18 protein-coding genes are annotated in these 21110 nt (G+C 58.6%); 8 read left to right on the top strand and 10 right to left on the bottom strand.

The window, feature by feature from the left end; genetic code table 11:
• The first annotated feature begins 333 nt into the window (after nucleotides 1–333).
• Together ABJM11_RS20575 and ABJM11_RS20570 are read left to right on the top strand one after the other, a co-directional pair.
• Entirely contained in the window at nucleotides 334–573 is a 240-nt protein-coding gene (locus ABJM11_RS20575) for a cupin domain-containing protein (protein ID WP_348292411.1), read from the top strand.
• A 4-nt stretch (nucleotides 574–577) separates the two neighbouring features.
• A complete protein-coding gene (locus ABJM11_RS20570) occupies nucleotides 578–1264 on the top strand; it encodes a hypothetical protein (protein ID WP_348292409.1) in 687 nt (228 codons plus the stop codon).
• Between the two features lie 501 nt (nucleotides 1265–1765).
• Here ABJM11_RS20570 and ABJM11_RS20565 read toward each other — a convergent pair.
• From ABJM11_RS20565 to ABJM11_RS20530, 8 genes are all read right to left on the bottom strand, one after another.
• Nucleotides 1766–3448, bottom strand: coding sequence for an AMP-binding protein (locus ABJM11_RS20565; protein ID WP_348292435.1), 1683 nt, complete (start codon nucleotides 3446–3448; stop codon nucleotides 1766–1768).
• A 57-nt stretch (nucleotides 3449–3505) separates the two neighbouring features.
• On the bottom strand, nucleotides 3506–4081 hold the full coding sequence (locus tag ABJM11_RS20560; protein ID WP_348292408.1) for a peroxidase-related enzyme: 576 nt from the start codon (nucleotides 4079–4081) through the stop codon (nucleotides 3506–3508).
• 142 nt (nucleotides 4082–4223) lie between these two features.
• Entirely contained in the window at nucleotides 4224–5132 is a 909-nt protein-coding gene (locus ABJM11_RS20555; protein WP_348292406.1) for a hydroxymethylglutaryl-CoA lyase, read from the bottom strand.
• On the bottom strand, nucleotides 5132–7135 hold the full coding sequence (locus tag ABJM11_RS20550; RefSeq protein WP_348292405.1) for an acetyl/propionyl/methylcrotonyl-CoA carboxylase subunit alpha: 2004 nt from the start codon (nucleotides 7133–7135) through the stop codon (nucleotides 5132–5134). The genes ABJM11_RS20555 and ABJM11_RS20550 overlap by 1 nt, the downstream gene beginning before the upstream one ends.
• Nucleotides 7135–7941: an enoyl-CoA hydratase-related protein gene (locus ABJM11_RS20545; protein ID WP_348292403.1), complete on the bottom strand. Its 807-nt coding sequence runs from the start codon at nucleotides 7939–7941 to the stop codon at nucleotides 7135–7137. Before ABJM11_RS20545 ends, ABJM11_RS20550 begins: the two co-directional genes overlap by 1 nt.
• A 14-nt stretch (nucleotides 7942–7955) precedes the next feature.
• Nucleotides 7956–9563, bottom strand: coding sequence for a carboxyl transferase domain-containing protein (locus tag ABJM11_RS20540; protein WP_348292402.1), 1608 nt, complete (start codon nucleotides 9561–9563; stop codon nucleotides 7956–7958).
• A gap of 296 nt (nucleotides 9564–9859) precedes the next feature.
• A complete protein-coding gene (locus tag ABJM11_RS20535) occupies nucleotides 9860–11026 on the bottom strand; it encodes an isovaleryl-CoA dehydrogenase (RefSeq protein ID WP_348292400.1) in 1167 nt (388 codons plus the stop codon).
• Between the two features lie 157 nt (nucleotides 11027–11183).
• On the bottom strand, nucleotides 11184–11624 hold the full coding sequence (locus tag ABJM11_RS20530; RefSeq protein WP_348292398.1) for a MerR family DNA-binding transcriptional regulator: 441 nt from the start codon (nucleotides 11622–11624) through the stop codon (nucleotides 11184–11186).
• A 586-nt stretch (nucleotides 11625–12210) separates the two neighbouring features.
• Here ABJM11_RS20530 and ABJM11_RS20525 point away from each other — a divergent pair.
• The 5 genes from ABJM11_RS20525 to ABJM11_RS20505 all read left to right on the top strand — a co-directional run bounded on the left by ABJM11_RS20525 (nucleotide 12211) and on the right by ABJM11_RS20505 (nucleotide 18190).
• Nucleotides 12211–13014: a PilZ domain-containing protein gene (locus ABJM11_RS20525; RefSeq protein ID WP_348292397.1), complete on the top strand. Its 804-nt coding sequence runs from the start codon at nucleotides 12211–12213 to the stop codon at nucleotides 13012–13014.
• A gap of 54 nt (nucleotides 13015–13068) precedes the next feature.
• Nucleotides 13069–14697, top strand: a complete 1629-nt coding sequence (locus ABJM11_RS20520) for an acyl-CoA synthetase (protein WP_348292395.1) — start codon at nucleotides 13069–13071, stop codon at nucleotides 14695–14697.
• Nucleotides 14698–14885: 188 nt separating this feature from the next.
• Nucleotides 14886–15647: an SDR family NAD(P)-dependent oxidoreductase gene (locus ABJM11_RS20515; RefSeq protein WP_348292394.1), complete on the top strand. Its 762-nt coding sequence runs from the start codon at nucleotides 14886–14888 to the stop codon at nucleotides 15645–15647.
• Nucleotides 15648–15679: 32 nt separating this feature from the next.
• Nucleotides 15680–16831 carry an acyl-CoA dehydrogenase family protein gene (locus ABJM11_RS20510; RefSeq protein ID WP_348292392.1) on the top strand — a complete coding sequence of 384 codons (1152 nt, stop codon included), beginning with the start codon at nucleotides 15680–15682 and terminating at the stop codon, nucleotides 16829–16831.
• 177 nt (nucleotides 16832–17008) lie between these two features.
• Nucleotides 17009–18190, top strand: a complete 1182-nt coding sequence (locus tag ABJM11_RS20505; protein WP_348292391.1) for an acetyl-CoA C-acyltransferase — start codon at nucleotides 17009–17011, stop codon at nucleotides 18188–18190.
• 12 nt (nucleotides 18191–18202) lie between these two features.
• Here the strand turns inward: ABJM11_RS20505 and ABJM11_RS20500 are convergent, their stop codons facing one another.
• A complete protein-coding gene (locus tag ABJM11_RS20500; RefSeq protein ID WP_348292390.1) occupies nucleotides 18203–19207 on the bottom strand; it encodes an AraC family transcriptional regulator in 1005 nt (334 codons plus the stop codon).
• Between the two features lie 116 nt (nucleotides 19208–19323).
• Here ABJM11_RS20500 and ABJM11_RS20495 point away from each other — a divergent pair, with 116 nt between their 5' ends.
• Nucleotides 19324–20211 (top strand): chemotaxis protein, encoded by an 888-nt coding sequence (locus ABJM11_RS20495; protein WP_348292389.1) that lies wholly within the window; start codon nucleotides 19324–19326, stop codon nucleotides 20209–20211.
• Between the two features lie 16 nt (nucleotides 20212–20227).
• Here the strand turns inward: ABJM11_RS20495 and ABJM11_RS20490 are convergent, their stop codons facing one another.
• Complete coding sequence (locus ABJM11_RS20490; protein WP_348292387.1) at nucleotides 20228–21001, bottom strand: GntR family transcriptional regulator; 774 nt, start codon at nucleotides 20999–21001, stop codon at nucleotides 20228–20230.
• Nucleotides 21002–21110: the final 109 nt, after the last annotated feature.

Genomic DNA, 21110 nt, shown 5'->3' with positions numbered 1-21110 from the left:
TGCGCTTATGTTTGAGTAGCAAAATGCAAAAATTTCCTGATGAGGTTAAACAACGGCGTTTTCGTGGCGATTCGCTTTCACTATAAAGTCGCGCATGCCGGCGGCATTGGGGTCCCGAGTTACCCACGAATAGCTGGTTGCGTGGTTCAGGGTCCAGAGGCATGGCAGATATGACCATCTGATATTAGTGATAACGACTTTAGCACAGCAAGGATCTAATGCTGTTTGTTGAATGCCGAACTCGAGACAACTGGCCGGTCAATGATAGGGACAAAAATGAAGAGGCGAGGCAACGAGAGCCTTGAAACCTGACAGCCCAAATGGAGAGTGACAATGGCTAGAATTATTTTGAGCCCAAACGAATCTTTCGAACACTACCACTCGCATGAGAGCAGAACCATCCACGTAAAGGGTGACATTCAAATTACCGTAGGTGGAATGTCTTATAGGATGAAAAATAAAGAATGCTTTGATGTCCCCGGTAACACTCCGCACACGATAATAAATGTAGGAAAAGAGGATGCTGAAGTTGGGTGTATAGGTGTTGGTAAAAGCATGCAGCACAAGGCTTGAATGTATGGCGGATAATTCTGAGAGCCTACATCCGGGGGCGCAAAAGAAACTAAAGCAAAAGACATGGATAAGGTCTCCCCTGGTCTATTTGATAGCATTTACGTCGTTACTTTCTTTGTTTTCAATGCTGCAAGCTAATATAGATTTTTCAGAAGACCGGATGTTTTGGAGTTTGGAATTGCTTGATGTCAAAACAGCTGTAACTTTATTGGTAGCAGTAATAAGTCTATCTTATACAAGAAACCAGTTTGAGCATGGCTATATGCCAATAATCGACTACCGGATTATGCAGCATTCTTACAGTAGCTTGGATTTCAGTGTTGATGCAAGACTGGATTCTGTCTCAGCGTGCTCATTAAGGAATCACAATTCTGTTGCTATTGTGACAGCTGTGAAATATTCAATATATGCTAGAGGTGATCATATTGAGTGTGACGATTATAGCGAGTTGATTAGAATATTAGAGAGTAAAGGCCTGATTAATAAAATACATTATTCATTGTTATTCATAAGTGAGGGTTGGTCACTAGGTGAGAATGATGAAAGGGTTATCTTTGAAATTTCTACAGACTTCAAAGATACTGGCACTGACGTTTCAGGTATAGACATTGAGGTTGAATTTCGGTCCCTTTTGGGGGATATGTATATTAAAAACATTTACTGTATTCCAAGGCTTGGAGTTGGCATTTGACGTTGGACAGTCTTTGTTTTATACATGTAAATACGTTGCATGGTGGAAAGCTGGGACAGATTTTTTGCACCATATTTTCCCGTTTATGGATGACGGTTCCGCCATTTATGAATGTGAGCAAAGCCAAAAAACGTATCGCAAAGCAGGTCCGGAAAGGCTCCAGTGGCTATCCTCTGCTTTCGCTGGTGTACTTTGGCAAGGCGCCGGACTCTGCAACGGAGGTAGTTATTTCGTTTTCTCTGTATGAGAACGCTGCGCAACAGAAGTAAAAGTTTGTGAGTGAAAGTGGTGCTCGAGAGAGCGAGGCGATCCAATCGACGCTGGTGAAAATTATTGAGCGAGCGGATGCCAAGACGGTAGCTGAAATCGAGGGTGTTACCATACTCGCACAGTAGTGGCCAGGGTGATTAGCCAGAACTATTTCCATGAAGCCCTTTCAAGAAAAAACCCCGACAAAAGCCGGGGTCTGAATGAAGGTAGGAACTGAGCAGAGGGTCAGGTTTACTTCTTCAACCCCATCTCCTCAATAGAAATCTCCCGCATCTTGAACTTCTGGATCTTCCCGGTGACGGTCATCGGGAATTCATCCACGAACTTGTAGTTCCTGGGGATCTTGAAGTGGGCGATTTTGCCTTTGCAGAATTCCCGCAGTTCGTCGCCGGTGACCGGGTCCGCGTCCGGGGCCAGTTTTACCCAGGCGATGAGTTCTTCACCGTACTTGTCGTCGGGAATGCCGGTTACCTGGACTTCCTCGATGGCGGGGTGGGTGTAGAGGAATTCCTCGATTTCTTTCGGGTAGATGTTCTCACCGCCGCGGATGACCATGTCTTTGATGCGGCCGACGATCTGGATGTAGCCTTCGTCGTCCATGGTGGCCAGGTCGCCGGTGTGCATCCAGCCGGCTTCGTCTATGGCTTCGGCGGTTTTCTCTTCGTTGTTCCAGTATCTCAGCATCACGCTGTAGCCGCGGGTGCAGAGTTCGCCGGTTTCGCCCCGGGGCAGGATGTTGCCGTTGGCGGGGTCGACGATCTTGGTTTCCAGGTGCGGCTGGGTGCGGCCCACGGTGGTTACCTGCTTCTCGAACGGGTCGAGGGAGCTGGTCTGGGTGGACACGGGGCTGGTTTCGGTCATGCCGTAAGCGATCTGAACTTCTTTCATGTTCATCTTGCCGTTGACCTTTTTCATCACTTCCGCCGGGCAGATGGAGCCGGCCATGATGCCGGTGCGCAGGCTGGAGAGGTCGTAGCTTTCAAACTCCGGCTCGGCCAGTTCGGCGATGAACATGGTGGGCACGCCGTAGAGGGCGGTGGCCTTTTCCTGGTGCACGGCCTGCAGCACGGATTTGGGCTCGAAGCCTTCACCCGGGTAGATCATGGTGGAGCCGTGGGTGATGCAGCCCAGGTTGCCCATCACCATGCCAAAGCAGTGGTACAGGGGCACGGGGATGACCAGGCGGTCTTTCTCGGTCAGGCGCTGGCTCTCGCCCACAAAGTATCCGTTGTTGAGGATGTTGTGGTGGGTGAGGGTGGCGCCTTTGGGGTTGCCCGTGGTGCCGGAGGTGAACTGGATGTTGATGGGGTCATCAAACTGCAGCACGCTCTGGCGCTCGTCCAGTTGTTGCTGGGTGACGTCGCTGGCCTTGCCGACGAAGTCGTTCCAGGTCCACATGCCTTCGTGGCTGCGCTTGTCCAGGTTGATCACGCCTTCGAGCTTTTCCAGGCGCCGGGACTTGAGCTTGCCGGGTTGGCTGGCGTTCAGTTCCGGGGCCAGTTCGTAAATCATCTTGCGGTAGTCGGAGGTCTTGAAGCTGTCTGCGGTGACCAGGAAGCGCATGCCGGACAGGTTGAGGGCGTATTCCAGTTCGTGCACACCGTAGGCCGGGTTGATGTTGACCAGGATGGCGCCCACTTTGGCGGTGGCGAACTGGGTGACGGTCCACTCGTAGCGGTTGGGGGACCAGATGCCCACCCTGTCGCCACGCTCAACGCCGATGGCCATAAAGGCGCGGGCGGCTTCGTTGACCTTTTCCAGGAATTCCCTGTAGGTCCAGCGGATGTCCTGGTGCAGGGAGACCAGGGCTTCGGTGTCCGGGTACTTCTCGGCGGTGCGGTCGAGCATTTCGCCGATGGTCATGCCCAGCAGCGGGCTTTCTGAGGTGCCACTGGTATAGCTTGGAAGAGTCATGCTCATTATCTCTGCCTCCATTGTTGTTGTAGTCGAGGGCGAGCAGTGTCGAACCTGCTAGCGACTCTGGCTGTGATATTCGGGGTTCGGTTGCATATCGCTGGCGATGGCCACGCGATTGGACATGTTGTAGAAGCCGATCAGGTTGCTCAGGTCCCAGATGCCGCGGTCACTGAGGCCGGCATCCCGCAGGGCCTGGATGTGTTCTTCGGTGACGGTGGCCGGGGAGCGGGTCAGGTGTGATGCAAAGTCCAGCATCGCCCGCTGGCGCTTGTCGAGTTTGGCGGTGCGGTAGTTCATCACCATGTGCTCGCCCAGCGTGGGGTCGCCACTCAGTACCCGTACCGCGGCGCCGTGGGCCACCAGGCAGTAGAAGCATTTGTTCTCGGAGGACACCACCACGGCGACCATTTCCCGCTCGAGTTTGCTGAGTTCGCCTTCGCCCATCATCAGTTCGTTGTACAGGCGGGTGAAGCCTTCGAGCTGTTTGAGGTTCTGGCTGTAGGCGGTGAGTACGTTCGGGACCATGCCGAGTTTTTCCTGGCAGATCTGGAAGTACTTCTGGGTGTCTTCTGGCATGTCTTTGATCTCCGGGATGGGGAGATCCAAAGCGACTACGTTTTTGTTGCTCATTAGTGCACCTGGCTTTCTGAGTTGAGTGCCTTGGGGAGCGGTCCTGTCTGTCCGGGACACGCCGTTAATACGTCCATGTAGGCTCGTAAAAAACATCCTTGTTTTTTACGGTCCCGGACAGACAGGCCCGCTCCCCACTCGATCATTTGCAGTTACCGCCTAATGCTTGGCCTACTTTGGAGCCGTTGTGGCGCTTGAGTTGTGCGCTGATCCATTCGCCGGTTGCCACTAACTTGTCCAGATCGACACCTGTTTTTATGCCCAGACCGTTAAGCAGGTATAGCACGTCTTCGGTGGCCACGTTGCCCGAGGCGCCTTTGGCGTAGGGGCAGCCGCCGAGGCCGGCTACGGAGGAATCGATTACCGCAATGCCTTCTTCCAGAACCGCGTACAGGTTGGCCAGGGCCTGGCCGTAGGTGTCGTGGAAGTGCGCGGCGAGTTTTTCGATGGGAACCTCTGCGGCGACGGCTTCAAGCATGCGCTTGGCTTTCAACGGAGTGCCCACGCCGATGGTGTCGCCCAGGGAGATTTCGTAACAGCCGAGTTCGGCCAGGGCCTTGGCGACTTTGGCCACCTGTTCGGGGGCGATGTCGCCTTCGTAGGGGCAGCCCAATACGGTGGAGACGTAGCCGCGTACCGGGATCTGGTGTTGTTTGGCGGCTTCCATTACCGGCAGGAAGCGTTCGAGGCTTTCGGCGATGGAGCAGTTGATGTTTTTCTGGCTGAACGACTCGGACGCGGCGCCGAAGACGGCGACTTCGTCCACCCCGGCCGCCAGGGCGTTTTCGAAGCCCTTGAGGTTGGGGGTGAGTACGGAGTAGCGCACGCCTTTTTTGCGTTTAATGCCAGCCATTACGTCGCTGGCGTCGCCCATTTGTGGCACCCATTTCGGCGATACGAAGCTGGCGGATTCGATGTGGTTGAGGCCACAGTCGGCCAGCCGGTCGATCAGTTCGGTTTTGATGTGGGTGGCGATGATCGGGCCGGGCTCGTTCTGGAGGCCGTCCCGGGGGCTCATTTCCACCAGTCTTACGTTGTCGGGAAAGGCCATTATCCTGCCTCCTTCTCCGCGTCTGCAGTGACTTCAATGGCGATCAGTTCGGCACCCTCAGACACCTGGTCGCCTTCGGCGAAGAAAATGTCGGTTACGACGCCGTCGGCGGGGGCCTTGATGGCGTGTTCCATTTTCATGGCTTCCATGATCACCAGGCTCTGGCCGGCGGTGACTTTGTCGCCGACTTTTGCCTGCACCGCTACAATGGCGCCGTTCATGGGGGCAGCCAGGCTGCCTTCGCCGGCCATTTCTTCGAAGCCGTAGGTTTCCCGGTACAGGATGCACTGGAAGGTGTCGCCTTCGTAGAAGAGTACCAGCTGATCGTTGTGCAGGTTGCCGTGGATGCTGATGCGGTGGCCGTTGATGACGGCCTGCAGGTAGTCGTCGTCCAGGCGGGCGGTGAGGTTGTACACGCTGCCGCCGACGAATACCTGGTAGCGGTCGTCCCGTTCCAGCACTTTGAGTTCGTGGATCTCTTCACCCACCTGCAGTTGCAGGGGCTGGGCGTATTCGGAGTTCATGCGCCAGCTGTTCTGGCGGCCGAATGGCGACCAGGGGTCGGTGCTGATCACTTCCCGCGACTTGCGCTGTTCCAGCACGAAGCCGGCGGCCAGTACCAGGGCCTTGTGGGTGTCGAGCCTGGATTTCGGGAACAGCAGTTCCCGGTGGTCGTCGATGAAGCCGGTAGTCAGCTCCGCTTCCCGGAACGGCTGGGAATCGGCCAGGGCGTGGAGGAAGCGGATGTTGGTTTTCACGCCGGCGATGCGGTAGTGCTCCAGGGCCTGGACCATGCGGTTGATGGCCTGGTCCCGGGTTTCGTCCCACACGATGAGTTTGGCGATCATCGGGTCGTAGTGGATGCTGATGTCGTCGCCTTCAGTGACGCCGGTGTCCACCCGCACGTGGGCACTTTCATCCGGCGTACTCAGGTAGCGCAGGTTGCCGGTGGCGGGCAGGAAGTCCTGGTCCGGGTCTTCGGCGTAAATGCGTGCTTCCAGGGCGTGGCCACGGGTTTTTACCTGGGACTGCTCCAGCGGCAGCGGGTCGCCCCAGGCCACTTTCAGCTGCCATTCCACCAGGTCTTGGCCGGTGACCATTTCGGTGACCGGGTGCTCTACCTGCAGGCGGGTGTTCATTTCCATGAAGAAGAAGGAGCCGTCCACGTCGTAGAGGAATTCCACGGTGCCGGCGCCCACGTAATTGATGGCCTGCGCGGCTTTGACGGCCGCTTCACCCATGGCCTTGCGGGTGTCGTCGCTCAGGCCGGGGGCCGGGGCTTCTTCCAGTACTTTCTGGTGGCGGCGCTGTACGGAACAGTCGCGCTCAGCCAGGTAGACACCTTTGCCGCTCTTGTCGCAGAACACTTGGATTTCCACGTGGCGTGGCTGGGTCAGGTAGCGTTCGATGAGCATGTCCGGGTTGCCGAAGGCGTTCTTCGATTCCCGTTTGGCAGCGGCCAGGGCGTCATCAAATTCTTCCATGCGCTCAACCACCCGCATGCCTTTACCGCCACCACCGGCAACGGCTTTGAGCAGCAGCGGGAAGCCGCACTTTTCGGCTTCCTTGCGCAGGGTGTCCGGGGCCTGGTCGTCACCGTGGTAACCCGGCACCAGGGGCACGCCAGCTTTTTCCATAATCGCCTTGGCGGCGGATTTGGAGCCCATCGCCGCGATGGCGGAGGAGGGCGGGCCTATGAACACGATGTTGTTGGCTTCGCAGGCTTCGGCGAACTGGGTGTTCTCGGAGAGAAAACCGTAGCCCGGGTGAACGGCCTGGGCGCCGCTTTCTTTTGCGACCTCGATGATTTTGTCGGCTTTCAGGTAGCTCTCGGAGCTGGGGGCCGGGCCGATGTTGAAGGCTTCGTCGGCCATGGCCACGTGGCGTGCGTCGGCGTCAGCGTCGGAATAGACGGCGACCACGCGAATGCCCATGCGATGGGCGGTTTGTATGATCCGGCAGGCGATTTCACCGCGGTTGGCTATGAGTATCTTGCTGAACATTATTCTTCCTCCGGAACCCAGTTGGCCTTGCGCTTGTTCAGGAAGGCATTGAGCCCTTCCTGTCCTTCGGCACCCACCCGGATGTCCGCGATGCGTTGTGCGGTGTCGTCGATGACGTCGTTGCCGATGACCTTGTGGCTGACAGCGAACACCAGGTCCTTGGCCGCCTGCATGGCTTCAGGGCCGTTGAGGGCAAGCTGCAGCAGCAGCTCATCACAGCGGCGCTCCATGGCGTCCACGTCTTCACACACTTCGTGTACCAGGCCGAAGTGTTCGGCTTGCTGGGCAGTGAAGATTTCGGCGGTAATGAAATAGCGGCGGGCCTGGCGTTCGCCAATGGCGCGTACCACGTAGGGGCTGATCACCGCCGGAATCAGGCCGAGTTTGACTTCACTCAGGCAGAAGCTGGCTTTTTCGGTGGCGAGCACGATGTCGCAGCAGGCCGCCAGGCCCACAGCACCGCCAAAGGCCGCGCCCTGCACTAGGCCGATCACCGGCTTGCCGAGGTGGTTCAGGGTGTTCATCAGCCGCGCCAGTTCCCGCGAGTCGTCCAGGTTTTCCTGGCGGGTGTTGTCCGCCATGCGGCGCATCCAGCCGAGGTCTGCACCGGCGGAGAAATGTTTGCCTTCGGAACGCAGGATCACGATGTTGGTGTTATCGTCGGCATTCACTGTTTCCAGCGCGTTGATCAGCTGCTGGATAATCACGTCGTCGAAGGCGTTGCGTTTGTCCGGCCGGTTGAGCACCACTTCGGTGACCCCGTCGGCGCGTTGTTTGAGCAGAACTGCGTTTTCCTGTTCGGTCATGGCGTTCTCCTCCGTTACATGCGGAACACGCCGAAGCGTGTTGGCTTGGCCGGGCGGTTAAGGGTGGCGGACAGGCTCAGGGCGACCACTTCCCGGGTCTGGGCCGGGTCGATCACGCCATCGTCCCACAGGCGGGCGCTGGCGTAGTAGGGGTGGCCCTGGTGTTCGTAGGAGTCGACGATGGGCTTTTTGAACTCGGCCTCTTCCTCGCTGCTCCAGTCCTGGCCCTTGCGCTCCATACCTTCGCGTTTAACAGTTGCCAGTACGCCGGCGGCCTGTTCGCCGCCCATGACGGAGATACGGGCGTTGGGCCACATCCACAGGAAGTCGGGGCTGTAGGCGCGGCCGCACATGCCGTAGTTGCCCGCGCCGAACGAGCCGCCGATCAGTACGGTGATCTTTGGCACTTCAGCACAGGCCACGGCCATGACCATCTTGGCGCCGTGCTTGGCGATGCCCTCAGCCTCGTGTTTCTGGCCCACCATGAAGCCGGTGATGTTCTGCAGGAACAATAGTGGGATGTTGCGCTGGCAGCAGAGTTCAATAAAGTGCGCGCCTTTCTGGGCGGACTCGCTGAACAGGATGCCGTTGTTGGCGATGATGCCCACCGGGTAGCCGTGGATATGGGCAAAGCCGGTGACCAGGGTCTGGCCGTAGTAGCGTTTGAACTCGTCAAACTCGGAGCCGTCGACGATGCGGGCGATGACGTCGCGCACGTCGAACTGTTTGCGCAAATCGGTGCCGACGATGCCGTAGATTTCTTCGGCGTTGAACAGCGGCGCCTTGGGTTTGCGGATCTCCACGTCTGCCGGCTTGCGGCGGTTGAGGTTGGAGATGCAGCGCCGGGCGATTTCCAGGGCGTGGGCGTCGTTTTCGGCGTAATGGTCGGCCACGCCAGAGACTTTGCAGTGTACGTCGGCGCCGCCCAGGTCTTCTGCGCTGACCACTTCCCCGGTGGCGGCTTTTACCAGGGGCGGGCCGGCCAGGAATATGGTGCCCTGGTTGCGCACAATGATGGACTCATCCGCCATGGCGGGCACGTAGGCGCCACCGGCGGTGCACAGGCCCATGACGACAGCGATCTGGGGGATGTCGTCGGCGGACATGCGCGCCTGGTTGTAGAAGATGCGGCCGAAGTGGTCGCGATCCGGGAAGACTTCGTCCTGTCTGGGCAGGTTGGCGCCGCCGGAGTCGACCAGGTAGATGCAGGGCAGGCGGTTCTGCAGGGCGATTTCCTGGGCACGGAGATGTTTTTTCACCGTCAGCGGGTAGTAGCTGCCGCCTTTTACGGTGGCATCATTGGCGATGATCATGCACTCGGTGCCGGACACGCGGCCTACACCGGCGACAACACCCGCAGCGGGGACTTCTTCGTCGTAGACGTTGTAGGCGGCGAACTGGCCTACCTCAAGAAAAGGAGATCCGTCGTCCAGGAGGCGGTTGATGCGCTCTCTGGGGAGCAGTTTGCCGCGGGCGATGTGGCGTTCCTGGTAGGAGGGGCCGCCGCCCTGTTGGATGGTGGCTACCTTGTCCCGCAGGTCGGCCACGGCTTTGGCCATGGATTCCTGGTTGGCCTGGAATTCTTCGGACCTTGGGTTAACTTTGCTTTGCAGTATGGTCATGGCTTGTTAGTCCGTTTTTTAGTCCGTGCGTCGGGTCTGGTGACATGGCGCTCCGGGACACGCCGTGAATACGTCCCTGTAGGCTCGTAAAAAACATCCCTGTTTTTTACGGTCCCGGATCGCCATGCCACCAGACCCTCGTCTGAATTTGGCTACCCAAGTTCGGGCGGTTGGCCGGGTAGGGCTTTCGGGAATGTCGTAGGCCAAGGATGGCCTACGTCAAGCGCACATGGATGTGCTCGTAGCGGTTCCCGAAAGCCCTACCCGGCCGAGCGCTTCCACCCGGGACAGAGAGCCTAGTTGTTGAGATATAACTCCCGACCGATCAGCATCCGGCGGATTTCGGACGTGCCGGCTCCGATTTCGTACAGTTTGGCGTCACGCAGCAGACGGCCTGTCGGGTATTCGTTGATGTAACCGTTACCGCCCAGCAGCTGGATTGCGTCGAGGGCCAGTTTGGTGGCCATTTCCGCTGAGTACAGGATCGCGCCGGCGGCGTCTTTACGGGTGGTGTTGCCGCGGTCGGCGGACATGGCGACCATGTAGACGTAGGATTTGGCGGTGTTCATCCAGGTGTACATGTCGGCGACTTTGCCCTGGACCAGTTCGAATTCACCGATGGCCTGGCCGAACTGTTTGCGCTCGCGGATGTAGGGTACGACCACGTCCATGGCGGCTTGCATGATGCCCAGCGGGCCGCCGGAGAGGACGAGGCGTTCGTAGTCGAGGCCGCTCATGAGGACTTTGGCACCGTTGCCGACGCCACCCATGACGTTTTCCTTGGGTACTTTGGCGTCTTCGAAGACCAGCTCACAGGTGTTGGAGCCGCGCATGCCGAGTTTGTCCAGCTTCTGGGCCTGGCTGAATCCCGGGGTGTCGCGTTCGACGATGAAGGCGGTGATGCCCCTTGGGCCGGCGGCCGGGTCGGTTTTGGCGTAGATGACGTAGACGTTGGCGTCGGGGCCGTTGGTGATCCACATTTTGCTGCCGTTGAGCACGTAGTGGTCGCCGGCGTCTTTGGCGCTGAGTTTCATGGAGACGACGTCGGAACCGGCGTTGGGTTCGGACATGGCCAGGGCGCCGATGTGTTCACCGCTGATGAGCTTGGGCAGGTACTTTTCTTTCTGCTCGTCGGTGCCGTTGCGGTTGATCTGGTTAACGCACAGGTTGGAATGCGCGCCGTAAGACAGACCAACAGAGGCCGAGGCGCGGCTGATTTCTTCCATGGCGATTACGTGTGCAAGGTAGCCCATGCCGGAGCCGCCGTAAGCTTCGTCGGCGGTGATACCCAGCAGGCCCATGTCGCCGAACTTCTTCCACAGGTCGTTCGGGAACAGGTTTTCGCGGTCAATATCTTCGGCGCGAGGGGCGATGTCCTTGGCGGCAAAGCCGTTGACCTGCTCGCGGAGCATGTCGATCGTTTCGCCGAGGCCGAAGTTGAACTCTGAGTATTGTGATTTCATTGTTGGCTACCTTTTGATCTTCGCAGAGAGTTGGCTGACAAGGTGAGCGGGCAGGGCTTCCGAAACCGTGCGGAGCCATGGATGGCGGAGCCCGAGCGTACAGGGACGTATTTACAGCGTGTTTCGGAAGCCCTGCCCGCTTGCCTTGTCATTCCCGTTATTTCTGTTCAACTGGTTCTTCCGTATTGGCTTTTTTCTGTTGACGCTTTTTCTTCTGAAGCTCGGCGAGTGCTTCCCGACACCGGGCTTCTGCCGTATCCATTTCCATTTCCGCCTGGGCAATGTCGTTTTTCTGTTGCTCAAGCTGCGCCCGTTTGCGGGCCAAAGTGTCCAGCATCAGCAGGAGCTGTTTCTCGTTGCCGCTGAGGGTTTCGTCCCACAGGTCAAACAGTTCCTTGGTTTCCGCCAGAGAGAAGCCCATACGCTTGCCGCGCAGGATCAGCTTCAGGCGCACCCGGTCTTTGGAGCTGAAGATGCGGGTCTGGCCGCGTCTGGTGGGGTGCAGCAGGCCCTGGTCTTCGTAAAAACGTACGCTTCGGGTAGTAACGTCGAACTCCTTGGCGAGCTCGCTGATGCTGTAAGTTTTCTTGATGTCCATGGCGGTTTCCTTTTTTAGACTTAGGTTAGATAAAGTTTACGTAAACGTAAAGTATTTTTCGGGCCCAATTTACATCAGGGGAGTTGACCAGAAGAGGGGGTGGATGGCGCTCAACTAATAGGGCGGCCATTGTAACAGGGGGAGCTTCAGGCTGGGATGAGATCACATGACGCTGAATGCACCACATAAGTGGCGCCTGTTTTCTGCGTACAGCTTGGTATAACGATGGCTTCAGCAATCGGGTTCCATGCGAAAAATAGCGCCTGATTCGATTTTTTAATAACAGATTTTCTTTTATTGCGATTACGAAATAGATAGTGCCCTCCCTGGCTCTCCAGGGGCAGTTTCGCCCCACATGAACAGCGACCCGTATCCCGCATCAAGCCATGTCAGACCGGGAGTTTAAGGTTATCTGTATCCTTCGGCTTCACGATTAAAAAATGGACATGTATCTGGTTTATGTATTACTAATTATCGTTTCGTAACCGGCATTTAACGTGGAGTTGCGATAGTTTCCTTGTGGTTGGAACACCACGGACTTTTCCGTGAACACCAATTGATTGACGATAACGCAAGGGCCAGAGCAATGAAGACGGCAGCAGTTGCACCGCACTTTGTCCACGAACCGGAAATGCGACAACAGTATGCGCGGATAAATATTCCGGCCTGCCTGCACGTAAACCTCGACGGCAGAACACAGGAATTTCCGGTGGCTGATTTATCGGCTGCCGGTTTCAGCGTGAATGCGGGGCTGGAAGCCTTTCGGCTGCGCCAGGTGTACAACGGCCGCCTGGTCTTCGAGGTCGAGGGGTGTGATATCACCATCGACGTGAACTTCGTCCCGCGCAGTTTCGATTCAATGAATAATCGCTGCGGATGTGAGTTCCAGAATCTGGGGCACCGGGAGTTTTCAGCCCTGCGATACCTTATTACCGCCTCCCTCAGTGGCGCAGTGGTTTCCGCCGGAGATGTACTCAACACCCTGTCCAGTAAAGACGTCACCAAGTCCAACGAAGGTAAGCGCAACAATGATCACGAGTTCATGGGCCTGCCTCGGGCCATGGTCCGCAGCCTGCTGGTGATGCTTGTGGTTCTGTCTGCCGTCAGTTTTGGCTCATCTGCGCTCTGGGACATCTATTTCGTGGCCAGGGCGGAGCCCGCGATGGAGAACTCCGACGGCGCGCCGATGTTGTCGTACGGGGAAGATCTGTTTGAAGAGGGGGGCTACAGGGTTGGTCAGATTGAGACCCTGCCGGGTCAGCCCACCGGGAGCGGTGGCTGGTCAGCCACGACCTGCTGCGGGACAGGAGCGACCGATACCGAAGAGGCCTACTGGGTGGAGCCGCTGAACCATTCCGGCGAGGGCGAAACGGCTTCGAAGACTCGCTGAAACCTCTGCTGTGCCCTATAGTCAGGTGTTGAATAACAACACCAGGAGACCGGTATGAACTCCATTTTTGACACGGGCCTGCAGCCGAACGACGCCAACCGGGCCACCCTGAGCCCACTGGATTTTCTGGAACGCACCGCCAGCGTTTACCCGGAATATCCGGCAGTGATTCATGGCCAGACACGCCGCAACTGGCAGCAAACCTACGAACGCTGCCGGCGCCTTGCTTCAGCTCTGTCTGCGAAGGGGGTTGGCAAGGGAAGTACCGTTGCGGCGATGCTGCCGAACATCCCCGAGATGCTGGAGTGCCATTTCGGTGTTCCCATGCTGGGGGCGGTGCTGAATGCGCTGAACACTCGCCTTGACGCGAAGACCATTGCCTTCATGCTGGAGCACGGCGAGGCTAAGGTATTGATCGCGGACCGGGAGTTCGGCGAGGTCATTAATGAAGCGGTCAGCCTGCTGGATAACCCGCCCCAGGTGATTGACGTTAACGATTCCGAATTTGCCGGCGGTGGCACCCGGGTGAGTGATCTGGACTATGAGGATTTCCTGGCCAGTGGCGACCCGGATTTCGACTGGCAGATGCCGGCCGATGAGTGGGATGCCATTTCGCTGTGTTATACCTCCGGTACCACCGGAAATCCGAAAGGCGTGGTGTATCACCATCGCGGCGCCTACGAGAACGCCATGGGCAACCAGGCGGTATGGTCCATGGGCATGCACCCGGTGTACCTGTGGACGCTGCCGATGTTCCACTGCAATGGCTGGTGCTTCCCCTGGACCATCACCGCCTTTGCCGGAACCCACGTGTGCCTGCGCAAGGTGGATCCCGAGAAGATTCTGCAGCTGATCAGCGAGCACAAGGTCAGCCACATGTGTGGTGCGCCGATCGTATTGAACACCCTTTTGGGCGCATCGGACGCCCTGAAATCCAGCTTCAGCCATACCGTGCAGGCAATGACTGCCGGCGCCGCGCCACCTGCCAAGGTGATCGAAGCGATCGAGGACATGGGCATCCAGGTGACTCATGTTTACGGTCTCACCGAGGTGTATGGCCCGGTGACCGTGTGTGCCTGGAAATCCGAGTGGGACGACCTGCCGGTGGAAGACCGCGCACGCATCAAGGCACGCCAGGGGGTCCGTTACCACACCCTGGCCGGCATGATGGTGGGGGACCCGGACAGCATGGAGGCCGTGCCGAAAGACGGCAAGACCATCGGCGAGATCTTCCTCCGTGGTAACACGGTGATGAAGGGTTATCTCAAAAATCCCAAGGCCACCGAGGAAGCCCTGAGGGGCGGCTGGTTCCATACCGGCGACCTGGCGGTGTGGCATCCGGATGGCTACGCGGAGATAAAAGACCGGCTGAAAGACATCATCATCTCCGGCGGCGAGAACATCTCCACCATTGAGGTGGAAGACGTGCTCTACCGCCACCCCGATATTCTCGAAGCCGCCGTGGTGGCCAGGCCGGACGAAAAGTGGGGCGAGACACCCTGTGCCTTCGTGACCCTCAAGCCGGAAGCCGGGGAAGTCAGTGAAGAAGACATCATCGCCTTCTGCCGCGAGCGGCTGGCGAAGTTCAAGGTCCCCAAGACCATTGTGTTCAGCGAACTGCCGAAAACCTCCACCGGCAAGATCCAGAAGTTCGTGTTGCGGGACGACGCTAAAAAGCTCTGACCGCGAGCTGTAAACGCCGGGGCCGACAGGGTGGTGGCCCCGGCGTGTCAATTTTTATCAAATTTCCTGCCCGGTTATGTCATGGCGCCCAGGAGGTGACTGAGACAGACTGACCCATATCCAAATTCGAACTGTTCGCTGGCGGGCCTGTGAGGCTGCGCCGGCGGCGCTGATACCAGGAGATAACCATGGAATTTCAGGGTGTACCCGCAATCGTAACCGGTGGCGCTTCAGGCCTCGGTGAAGGCGCTGCCCGGGCGCTGGCCGCGGCCGGCTGCAAAGTGGCGATTTTCGACCTGCAGAAAGAGCAGGGAGAAGCCGTCGCAAAAGATATCGGTGGTGTGTTTATCGAGTGTGACGTGTCCTCTGCCGAAAGCGCAGAAGCTGCCGTAAAAGCGGCCCGCGACGCCCACGGTTTGTGCGGCATCGCCGTCAACTGTGCCGGCATTGCCCCTGCCGCCAAAATCCTTGGCCGGGACGGCCCCATGCCACTGGAGAACTTCAACAAGGTTATCCAGGTCAACCTGATCGGCACCTTCAACATCATGCGCCTGGCCGCGGCCGATATGGCCCAGCGCGAGCCCAACGCCGATGGCGAGCGTGGCGTGGTGATTTCCACCGCCTCCGTAGCGGCCTTCGAAGGCCAGATCGGCCAGGCTGCCTACAGCGCCTCCAAGGGTGGCGTTGTCGCCATGACCCTGCAGTCCGCACGGGAACTGGCACGGGAAGGCATCCGCGTGAACACCATCGCCCCGGGCATTTTCATGACCCCGATGATGGCCGGCATGCCCCAGGAAGTGCAGGACAGCCTGGCCGCGACACTGCCGTTCCCCAAACGCCTGGGCAAGGCCGAGGAATTCGGCATGCTGGTGGACCAAATGGTGCGCAACCCGATCCTCAACGGCGAGGTTATCCGCCTCGACAACGCCCTGCGTATGGCGCCCCGGTAATCCGGGCGCCCAAGCAATTGAAGGAGACAGCGATGACCAGCGTTGTTGATAAAGAAGAACTCGACATGTTCCGGGAGTCCGTCATCAAGGCCCTGGAAACCGAGGTGACCCCCCATTACGAAGCCTGGGAAAAATCCGGCATCGTCCCCCGGGAACTCTGGAATACCCTGGGCAACGCCGGCATGCTGTGTGTCGACGTGCCCGAAGACTGGGGCGGCTGCGGTGCACCCTTCCAGTACTCCGTGGTGGTGGGCGAAGAAATGGCCCGCATGGGCTTCGGCGCGCTGTCGACGAACGTGATGGTGCACTCCGACATCGTCGCCCCATACCTCAGCCACATCGGCAACGAAGAACAGCGCCAGTACTGGCTGCCGAAAATGGTCTCCGGCGAAGCCGTCGGCGCCATCGCCATGACCGAACCCGGCGCCGGCAGCGACCTCCAGGCCATCCGCACCAGCGCGGTAAAAGACGGCGACGATTACATCCTCAACGGCTCGAAGACCTTCATTACCAACGGCCAGCACGCCGACATGGTCATCGTCGCCGCCAAAACCGACCCCAAAGCCGGTGCGAGAGGCATCAGCCTGTTCCTGGTAGACACCTCGCTGCCCGGCTACAGCAAAGGCCGCAACCTCGACAAAATCGGCCAACACTCCGGCGACACCTCGGAGCTCTTCTTCTCCGACATGCGAATCCCCGGCTCGGCGCTACTGGGTGAAGAAGGCCAGGGCTTCATGTACCTGATGCGCGAGTTACCCCGTGAACGCCTGGTCATCGGCGCACTCGGCGTTGCAGCTGCACGAGGCGCCCTGGACCTGACCATCGCCTATTCCCAGGAACGGGAACTGTTCGGCCAGAAACTGGCCCAACTGCAAAACACCCGCTTCGAAATCGCCCGCATGGAAACCGACTGCAGGGTCAACCGCGCCTTCGTCGACGAATGCATCGCATTGTACGAAAAAGGCGAACTCGACGCCCCGACGGCTTCCATGGCCAAGTACAGCGCCACGGAAATGCAGTGCCGGGTAGCCGACGGTTGCCTGCAGTTGTTTGGCGGTTACGGTTACACCAGTGAGTACCCGATTTCGAGAGCGTTTATCGACGCAAGGGTGCAAAGAATTTACGGCGGTACGTCTGAGGTAATGAAAGAAATCATCGCCAGGTCGGTTCTAGGCAAAGCGTAAACACAAGTCTGAATCAGGCCAGAAGATAACTCACAAGTTGGAGGCCGAGTGGCGAACCCCGGGACGGGACCGTAAAAAACATGGATGTTTTTTACGAGCCTACAGGGAGGTATTCACGGCGTGTCTCGGCCCGGGGTTCGCTACTCGGCCCGCCTCCGAATCAAGAGGACTAAAACCATGAGCAACACAGAAGTAGTAATAGCAGGCTCCGCCAGAACCCCCATGGGCGGAATGATGGGCGACCTAAGCTCCGTGCGTTCCCCGGACCTGGGCGCCACCTCCATCAAGGCAGCCATCGAAAGAAGCGGCCTGCAACCGGCAGACATCCAGGAAGTCATCATGGGCTGCGTACTGCCCGGCGGCCTCGGCCAGGCACCGGCAAGACAGGCCTCCCGCGCCTCCGGCATCCCGGATTCCAGCGGCTGCACCACCATCAACAAAATGTGCGGCTCCGGCATGCAGGCCGTCATCATGGCCCACGACCAGATCAAAGCCGGCACCAACGACATCATGATCGCCGGCGGCATGGAAAACATGAGCCAGGCCCCCTACCTGCTGCCAAAAGCCCGCGGCGGTTACCGCATGGGCCACGGCCAGGTGATGGACTCCATGTTCCTCGACGGCCTGGAAGACGCCTACGAAGGCGGCCTCATGGGCGTATTCGCCCAGCGCACCGCGGACAAATACGACATCAGCCGCGAAGCCATGGACAACTTTGCCATCGCCTCACTCGAGCGGTCGCTGGCGGCCATCAAGAACGGCGGCTTCGCCGACGAAATCACCCCCGTGACCGTCTCCGGTCGTGGTGGTGATACCGTGGTCGATACCGACGAACAACCGGGCAAAGCCAAGCCCGAGAAGATCCCCCAGCTGAAACCGGCGTTCGCCAAAGACGGCTCCGTGACCGCTGCCAACTCCAGCTCCATCAGCGACGGCGCCTCCGCCATGGTACTGGCCAGCCGCGAAGAAGCGGAAAAGCGTGGACTCACACCCCAGGCCCGCATTGTGGCCCACGCCACCCATGCCCGCCTGCCGGCCGAGTTCACCCTCGCGCCCATCGGTGCCATCGAAAAGGTACTGAAAAAAGCCGGCTGGAGCCGCGACGACGTGGACCTGTTCGAAATCAACGAAGCCTTTGCCGTGGTCACCCTGGCAGCGATCAACGAACTCGGGCTTGATGCCGACAAGGTCAACGTTCATGGCGGTGCCTGCGCACTGGGCCATCCCATCGGCTCGTCCGGTTCGCGCATCATGGTCACCCTGATCAACGCATTGAAACAGCGTGGCCTCAAGCGCGGCGTGGCTTCCCTGTGCATCGGAGGCGGGGAAGGTACAGCGGTCGCTATCGAACTGCTGTGATCGCAGAGTGAACTACTGGTCCTGCTTGCGGTAGGCCAGTGGGCTGAGCCCGGTCCAGTGCTTGAACGCACGGGAAAAAGCGCCGGGCTCGGCAAACCCCAGCTCTGAGGAAATCTCCGACACCGTCAGGTTCTGTCGCGTGAGCATGATCACCGCCTGGTCGCGCCGCAGGTTGTCCTTGATCTTCTGGTACGAACTGCCTTCCGTTTTCAGCTTCCGCGACAGGGTATAGGCCGTCATGTGCAGTTGTTCGGCCATCTGCTCCTGGGTGGGTAACCGTTCGTCGTCGACGCTCTCCAGAATCTGGCGCACCCGTGTGGTGAGGCTGTCGTCCTCATCCGTCCAGATCAGCAGGTTCCTGGGCGACTGTGCGATGAACTCATCCAGCTCCGCCGGCGTTCGCGTCACCGGCATCTCCAGATAATTGCGGCTGAAAAACAGGCTGTTGCGGTCGCGATTAAAAAAGCACTGGCAGGGAAATACAAAGCGATATTCATCGAAATGCCCCGGCAGGCCGTGCTGAAATGTGGCGTGGCTGAGCACGATCTTGCGCCCAACCAGCCAGCCCACCAACCGGTGCCATACCAGTAGCAGCCACTCCACCAGAAAATTGTCCGGGTCCAGCTCCGGGTGGCAATGGGTGATGCTCAGCTCCACTTCCGCGCCGCTGGGGTCCAGCTCGATCACGATATCGTCGGAGAACAGCCGGTAACAGCGAATACTCTGGCGGATCACCTCCTCCAGGTTGGCGCTGTGAACCGCAAGCGATCCCATCAGGTGAAAGTGGCCGACCCGGCAGGGCTGCCTGGTGCGGCCCATGAACTCGTCGTCCAGCTTGCCCCATACCAGCCGGAAGAGACGTATAAACTGCTCTGTAGGCACTCGCGCCCGTGGTGAGCTAATGAATTCCGGGTCGATGCCGTTATTACGCAATAGTTCATCGGAATAGCCGCCCGCCTTATCCAGGCCGTACAACACGGACCGGGCGTAGTGGGAGGAGAAGGTCAGGTGCTTCATCGGGCGTTCATCTCGGGTAGGGCGACCGGCTGCAATTTCTTACAATTTCGGACGTTCCAACATGTTATTGTCGGCGTCATATACTTTTCGCAAAGTTTGAGACAGGTTACAAGGTTATGGCCGAGGGCACCAAGCACCCCCAGAAACTGTTGCTGTTCTATCTGAGCAGTCACCGGCCTTTTGGCCTGGGCACCCTGAAAATCCGCGAGATCATGCCGTTTGTTCCGCTGACCAAACTGCCCCACAGCCATTCGGCGGTGGTGGGCACCATGAGTTTTCGTGGCTCGGCGGTGCCGGTGATCGACATGGCGGCGGCAGTCGGCTCGCTGCCGCTTACTCTGGAAGAGCGTAAGACCGCCTCCATCATCGTGACCGATATCCAGCGTAAGGAGATCGGCTTTCTGGTGCGAAGCGTGCGCAAAATCGTCGAGACGGACTGGAAAGATGTCATGTCACCGCCCCAAAGCCTGGGCGACCGGGCGTTCATCACCGGGTTGGTGAACATCGACGACGAGATTGTCCAGTTGCTGGATGTGGAGCTGCTGCTGGCGCGGGTCTATCCCGAGTCCGTGAACCCTCGGGAAGTGGTACTGACTGACGTGCAGCGGGAAACCCTGAAAGGCCTCAACATTCTGCTGGTGGACGACTCCCAGGTAGCGCGCAAGCAGCTCTCCGACGCACTGGACAGCAAGGACGTGACCTATTTCGTGACCACCAATGGCCAGGACGCGCTGGACCTGATGATCAACGCCAATAACGATGGCAAACCCATCGACATTCTGGTGAGTGATATCGAGATGCCGGGGCTGGACGGTTACGAGTTAACCTTCAATGTCAGGGACAGCAGTTCCCTCAGGCAGCCCTACATTATCCTGCATACCTCGCTGAACAGCGAAATGAGCGTGAGCTACGCCAAGCAGGTGGGGGCAGACGAAGCTCTCACCAAGTTTGATGCCGAAGAATTGCTGCACGCGATCCTGCGCGGGGCGGAGCGCGACTACTAGGTGCGGAGCGGGGCTACTAGATAGCCTGACTGCTCCGGCGCAGGGACCGCTGCATCCTTCGGTCATTTTCGTGCTGTTCGGATAACACATTCTGTGCGTACTGGATGTGCTGCCCGGCAAAATGCCGAGCGTCGTCCGCGCGGCCTTCGATAATTGCCTCGAACAGCAGCCGATGCTGTTCCATCAATTCGCTCCGGGTCTGCTTTTCCCGGGCGTACATGCTGCCGATGGTGCTGACCACGTTGGTTTTGAGCAGGCTGAACAACCCCCGGATGGTGTGGAGGAGAATGACGTTGTGGCTGGCTTCGGCGATGGCCAGGTGAAAGCGGGCGTCGGCAGTTCCCTCCTCGCTCAGGTCACTGCTGCTGTCCGAGGCGTAACAGGCCTGCAGGGTTTCGTACGCCGTTTTCAGGTGCGCCCTGTCCACCGCCGTTGCACGCAGGGCGGCGTAATAAGCGCAGTCCGCTTCCAGCGTGCGGCGGTATTCCAGCAAATCTCGCTGGGCGTCCGGGCGCCCTTCCAACAGGGCGATCAAAGGATCGGTAAAGCTCGATCCCAGTGATTCCGCCACATAGTGGCCGCCACCCTGGCGGCTGACCAGCAGGCCTTTGGCGGCCAGCCTTTGAACAGCTTCCCGCAATGACGGGCGCGACACCCCGAACCGTTCAGCAAGGGTGCGCTCAGCCGGAAGCCGCTCCCCGGGCTGCAGGGTGCCCTCCAGAATCATGTTTTCCAGCTCTTCAACAATGCTGTCTGCGAGACGTTTTGGTGCAATTTTCCCGATGCTCATTGCGTTCCCGATGTGGTCTTACCAATTTTCAATTATGACGAACAGCCCGGTGAATGGAATCCCTGATATCCGGGAACGAGACCATTGTCTAGATATTATTCTTTGAAGT

The organism is Marinobacter sp. (assembly GCF_039977835.1).
In the GTDB taxonomy this organism is placed as follows: Bacteria; Pseudomonadota; Gammaproteobacteria; order Pseudomonadales; family Oleiphilaceae; genus Marinobacter.
The sequence above is the reverse complement of the archived record's forward strand: the minus strand, read 5'-3'. Positions and strand labels throughout refer to the sequence as shown.

Excerpts from the sequence above, each read along its gene's own strand:
- ABJM11_RS20530 (WP_348292398.1), bottom strand. The coding sequence starts at position 11,624 with ATGGACATCAAGAAAACTTACAGCATCAGCGAGCTCGCCAAGGAGTTC.
- ABJM11_RS20515 (WP_348292394.1), top strand. The coding sequence starts at position 14,886 with ATGGAATTTCAGGGTGTACCCGCAATCGTAACCGGTGGCGCTTCAGGC.
- ABJM11_RS20540 (WP_348292402.1), bottom strand. The coding sequence starts at position 9,563 with ATGACCATACTGCAAAGCAAAGTTAACCCAAGGTCCGAAGAATTCCAG.
- ABJM11_RS20535 (WP_348292400.1), bottom strand. The coding sequence starts at position 11,026 with ATGAAATCACAATACTCAGAGTTCAACTTCGGCCTCGGCGAAACGATC.
- ABJM11_RS20500 (WP_348292390.1), bottom strand. The coding sequence starts at position 19,207 with ATGAAGCACCTGACCTTCTCCTCCCACTACGCCCGGTCCGTGTTGTAC.
- ABJM11_RS20545 (WP_348292403.1), bottom strand. The coding sequence starts at position 7,941 with ATGACCGAACAGGAAAACGCAGTTCTGCTCAAACAACGCGCCGACGGG.
- ABJM11_RS20560 (WP_348292408.1), bottom strand. The coding sequence starts at position 4,081 with ATGAGCAACAAAAACGTAGTCGCTTTGGATCTCCCCATCCCGGAGATC.
- ABJM11_RS20520 (WP_348292395.1), top strand. The coding sequence starts at position 13,069 with ATGAACTCCATTTTTGACACGGGCCTGCAGCCGAACGACGCCAACCGG.
- ABJM11_RS20555 (WP_348292406.1), bottom strand. The coding sequence starts at position 5,132 with ATGGCCTTTCCCGACAACGTAAGACTGGTGGAAATGAGCCCCCGGGAC.
- ABJM11_RS20550 (WP_348292405.1), bottom strand. The coding sequence starts at position 7,135 with ATGTTCAGCAAGATACTCATAGCCAACCGCGGTGAAATCGCCTGCCGG.
- ABJM11_RS20495 (WP_348292389.1), top strand. The coding sequence starts at position 19,324 with ATGGCCGAGGGCACCAAGCACCCCCAGAAACTGTTGCTGTTCTATCTG.
- ABJM11_RS20490 (WP_348292387.1), bottom strand. The coding sequence starts at position 21,001 with ATGAGCATCGGGAAAATTGCACCAAAACGTCTCGCAGACAGCATTGTT.
- ABJM11_RS20505 (WP_348292391.1), top strand. The coding sequence starts at position 17,009 with ATGAGCAACACAGAAGTAGTAATAGCAGGCTCCGCCAGAACCCCCATG.
- ABJM11_RS20510 (WP_348292392.1), top strand. The coding sequence starts at position 15,680 with ATGACCAGCGTTGTTGATAAAGAAGAACTCGACATGTTCCGGGAGTCC.
- ABJM11_RS20575 (WP_348292411.1), top strand. The coding sequence starts at position 334 with ATGGCTAGAATTATTTTGAGCCCAAACGAATCTTTCGAACACTACCAC.
- ABJM11_RS20525 (WP_348292397.1), top strand. The coding sequence starts at position 12,211 with ATGAAGACGGCAGCAGTTGCACCGCACTTTGTCCACGAACCGGAAATG.
- ABJM11_RS20570 (WP_348292409.1), top strand. The coding sequence starts at position 578 with ATGGCGGATAATTCTGAGAGCCTACATCCGGGGGCGCAAAAGAAACTA.
- ABJM11_RS20565 (WP_348292435.1), bottom strand. The coding sequence starts at position 3,448 with ATGACTCTTCCAAGCTATACCAGTGGCACCTCAGAAAGCCCGCTGCTG.